This is a genomic window from Sodalis-like endosymbiont of Proechinophthirus fluctus (assembly GCF_001602625.1).
GTDB lineage: Bacteria > Pseudomonadota > Gammaproteobacteria > Enterobacterales > Enterobacteriaceae.
In genome coordinates this window covers 9,450-13,905 of record NZ_LECR01000023.1, presented here as the reverse complement: position 1 = coordinate 13,905, position 4,456 = coordinate 9,450, and the positions used below count along the sequence as shown (strand labels likewise).

The following is a 4,456-nucleotide window of genomic DNA, read 5'->3' as shown; positions in this document are numbered from 1 at the left end:
CCAGCCGCTGACATAGCCGGCGGGATAGCGCATCAGGCGCGATGCATCTTGCTGATTGACCAGCAGTTGGTAACCATCGATTTCGCTATTGGCAGCGAAGGTGCCGGCGACGGTGAATAAACGCTGACTGGGAATATGGCCTATCGGGGTGAATTGGCTAGCCCCGGGCACCATCAGCCGCACTGCGTCTCCGCGCTTCACGCCGAGCGAGGCGGCCAGTTCATCGCCCAGAATCACTCGGTATTGGCCGGACACTAGATCATCTTGCCGGGCCTCCAGTAAATAATGAGACAGCGGTTCAGGATCCCCAGGGTTGACACCAAGCATCACACCCATCGCCACACTGTGCGCGCTTTGCAACACGATATCACCGATGGTCAGCGGCGCCACGCACATTACACCCGCAAGCGCGTCTGGCACCGAGGCCGGAATACGCTTAGGATCAAGCCGCCCTTTGGGGGTGGTCAATAGCGCCTGGGGAATCAATCTGAGGATATTGCTCTCCAGTTCACGCTCGAAACCGTTCATCACCGATAACACCGTCACCATCGCCATCACGCCAAGCGTTATACCGATGGTGGAGAGCCAGGAGACAAAACGACCGAAGCGGTCTGATGCCCGCCTACGCATATAGCGCAGGCCAATATATAACACGACAGGTTGATACATTGATTTCCGTCTGTGGATGCGGTTGCGAAAGCAAAGTGATCAAGAATAATAAAGGGTCGTGTGGCATTATGGAACTATCAAGCGCCGCAACTGCCAACCTTTATTCCTGAAGGTGCGTATATTTTAGCTATAGACCCGTTACTACAGGCATTCTACCGCAGGCTGTGCTGCGATAGTCTCGTGATATGAGAAAAGAGATTTATCATTTGCTGCTATGTCAATGTCAGAACGCGATCGTTATATCATACCAACCCAAGCCGGCAAAAAACTGACTCTGGGTCAGCTTACCGACGACGCCATCGCCGTAGAGTGTGCCGCCATCGTCGACCGCTATCCGGGACCGGTGTTGTTCATCGCCACCGACATGCAAAGCGTGTTGTGTCTACATGACGAGATCCGGCGGTTCACCCGTCACCCAGTCCTTATCCTGCGCGATTGGGAGACCCTACCCTATGATAGTTTCTCTCCCCATAAAGAAATTATTTCTAACAGGATAGCCACCCTATACCAGCTGCCTACGCTTGCGCGCGGCGTCATCATCCTGCAGGTGAATACCCTGATACAGCGGGTCTGCCCGCACAACTTTTTACACCGCCGTACGCTGTTGATGACCAAAGGCCAGAGTCTATCGCGAGAAACATTACACGCCCAGTTGGAACGGGCCGGCTACCGTAGCGTCTATCAGGTGATGGAGCACGGTGAATTCGCCGCCCGCGGTGCGCTTCTGGATCTCTATCCCATGGGCAGCGAAGAGCCTTACCGCATCGATTTTTTTGATAACGACATCGACAGCCTGCGTATTTTCGACGTAGATACCCAGCGCACACTCCAGGAAGTCACCTCCATCAATCTACTGCCGGCGCACGAATTCCCTACCGATAAAGCCGCGATAGAGTTGTTCCGCAGCCAGTGGCGAGAGCAGTTTGATGTGCGTCGCGAAGCCGAACATGTTTACCAGCAGGTAAGCAAAGGGATGCTGCCAGAGGGGATCGAATATTGGCAGCCACTGTTTTTCAGCGAACCGTTAGTGCCGCTATTCAGCCATTTGCCGGCGGACACACTGGTGATCAACACCGGGGATCTCGAGGCCATCGCTGGCCGTTTTTGGGATGATGCGTGCGCGCGCTTTGACAATCGCTGCGTGGATCCCATGCGCCCGCTGCTGCGGCCAGAGGCGCTGTGGCTGAGGGTTGAGGATCTGTTTGCCGAACTTAAACGTTGGCCACGGGTGCAGCTCAGCACGCAAACGCTGCCGGAGAAAGCCGGACAGCACAACATGGATTATCGACCGCTGCCGGATTTGGTGGTGGAGGTGCAGAGCAAAGCGCCCACAGACAAGTTGCGCCGGTTTTGCGAGCAGTTTGACGGCTCGGTGATTTTTTCTGTGGAAAGCGAAGGACGGCGGGAAACCCTAAGCGAGCTGCTAGCGCGGGTGAAGATTTTACCGAGGCTTATAAGCCGGCTGGAAGACGCTGCCGAACCAGGTGCTTATTTCATCATCGGCGCCAGCGAGCACGGCTTTATCGACGCGATGCGCGCAAGGGCATTGATTTGCGAAGGCGATCTGTTGGGGGAACGGGTCAGCCGCCGGCAGGATAATCGTCGAACCATTAACGCCGATGCCTTAATCCGCAATCTGGCCGAACTGCATGAAGGCCAGCCTGTGGTACATCTGGAACACGGTGTCGGCCGCTACGCCGGCATGACCACCCTTGAGGCGGGAGGCATAAAGGCAGAGTATTTAATACTCACTTATTCCGGCAATGATAAGCTATACGTGCCGGTATCCTCGCTACATCTCATCAGCCATTACGCCTGCGGCGTCGATGAAAACGCGCCGCTGCACAAACTGGGTGGCGACACCTGGGCGCGGGCGCGGCAAAAAGCAGCCGGGCGGGCGCGGGACGTGGCGGCGGAGCTTTTGGATATCTATGCAAAGCGTGCTGCCAAAAGCGGCTTCGCCTTCCGCCATAGTCAGGAAAATTATCAATTGTTCTGCGATAGGTTTTCGTTTGAGCTCACAGCGGATCAGGCTCAGGCAATTAACGCGGTACTCAGCGACATGTGCCAGCCGCTGGCCATGGACCGCCTGGTCTGCGGCGATGTCGGCTTCGGCAAAACAGAAGTCGCGATGCGCGCCGCTTTCCTAGCAATTGAAAACCACAAACAGGTGGCCGTGCTGGTGCCCACTACCCTCCTGGCGCAGCAGCATTTCGACAATTTCCGCAACCGGTTCGCCAACTGGCCTGTGCGTATCGAGATAATTTCACGTTTCCGCAGCGCACGGGATCAGGCCCAAGTGCTCAAGCAGACTGCCGAAGGCAAAGTGAATATTCTGATTGGTACCCATAAACTGCTGCAAAACGACGTCAAATGGCACGATTTAGGCCTGCTGATTGTTGACGAGGAGCACCTCTTTGGCGTGCTCCATAAGGAACGGATTAAAGCGATGCGCGCCGATGTCGATATTCTCACCCTGACTGCCACCCCCATTCCGCGCACGCTGAATATGGCGATGAGCGGCATGCGCGATCTGTCGATTATCGCCACTCCGCCGGCGCGGCGGCTGGCGGTGAAAACGTTTGTACGCGAATACGATGCTCTTGTGGTACGTGAGGCGATCCTGCGTGAAGTGCGCCGCGGCGGCCAAGTCTATTATCTTTACAACGACGTCAAGAATATTGAAAAAGCCGCCCGCCGCCTGGAAACTCTGGTACCGGAGGCGCGCATCACCATCGGCCACAGTCAGCTGCGCCAGCGCGATTTGGAACAGGTGATGAATGATTTTCACGATCAGCGCTTTAATGTGCTGGTGTGTACCACTATCATTGAAACTGGTATCGACATTGCAAATGCCAATACTATTATCATTGAGCGGGCGGACCATTTCGGCTTGGCGCAGCTATACCAATTGCGTGGCCGCGTCGGAAGATCGAACCACCAGGCTTACGCCTACCTGCTTATCCCGCCGCCGAAAGCGCTAAGCCAGGATGCCCGTAAGCGATTGGAGACTATCGCCTCACTAGAGGATCTGGGCGCCGGCTTGGCGTTAGCGACTCACGATTTGGAAATACGAGGAGCAGGAGAACTGTTGGGAGAAGATCAAAGTGGTCAAATAGAAACCTTAGGATTTTCTATTTATATGGGGCTTCTGGAAAATGCGGTAGACGCCCTCAAGGACGGTCGCGAGCCGTCCTTGGAAGATCTCACTAACCAATTGACCGAGGTAGAGCTGCGTATGCCCGCGCTGCTGCCGGAAGAGTATATTCCAGACGTCAATATGCGTTTGTCGCTGTATAAACGCATTGCCAGTGCCGTCGATAACAGTGAAATCGAAGACATGAAAGTAGAGCTTATCGACCGCTTCGGTCTACTGCCTGACCCAGCGCGCTATTTGCTGGCGATAGCCTGCCTCAGACAGCGGGCGCAACGGTTGGGCATTCGCCGCATCGAGGGCAGCGATAAAGGGGGTTTTATCGAATTCAGAGAAACCAATCGTGTCGACCCCGCTTATTTAATCGGCCTGCTTACACGCGAGCCGGCCACCTACCGACTGGACGGCCCGACCCGCTTTAGATTTATTCGCGATTTGGCGGATCGCACGGTGCGGCTGAACTATGTCGACGCTCTGCTAGAGGAATTACGACAGAACACGTTTAGCGCTTAAACGTGACAGGGGTTACGGCGAGGGAGTGTGCGGCACGGATCACACTTCTATTAAAGGAAAACGCTGCGCCGGGTGCGCAACACCGGGCGCAGCGTTTTCCAGAATTTTACCGCAGTTGCG

2 protein-coding genes are annotated in these 4,456 nt (G+C 55.4%); one reads left to right on the top strand and one right to left on the bottom strand.

The window, feature by feature from the left end; all coding sequences use genetic code 11:
- Positions 1 to 669 (bottom strand): ABC transporter permease (locus tag BG74_RS16085; RefSeq protein ID WP_244267183.1); only part of this gene is annotated, 669 nt, incomplete at its 3' end.
- Positions 670 to 889: 220 nt separating this feature from the next.
- On the opposite strand from BG74_RS16085, the gene mfd reads away from it, so the two are divergent.
- Positions 890 to 4,336 carry a transcription-repair coupling factor gene (gene mfd / locus BG74_RS02560; RefSeq protein ID WP_066596376.1) on the top strand — a complete coding sequence of 1,149 codons (3,447 nt, stop codon included), beginning with the start codon at positions 890 to 892 and terminating at the stop codon, positions 4,334 to 4,336.
- Positions 4,337 to 4,456: the final 120 nt, after the last annotated feature.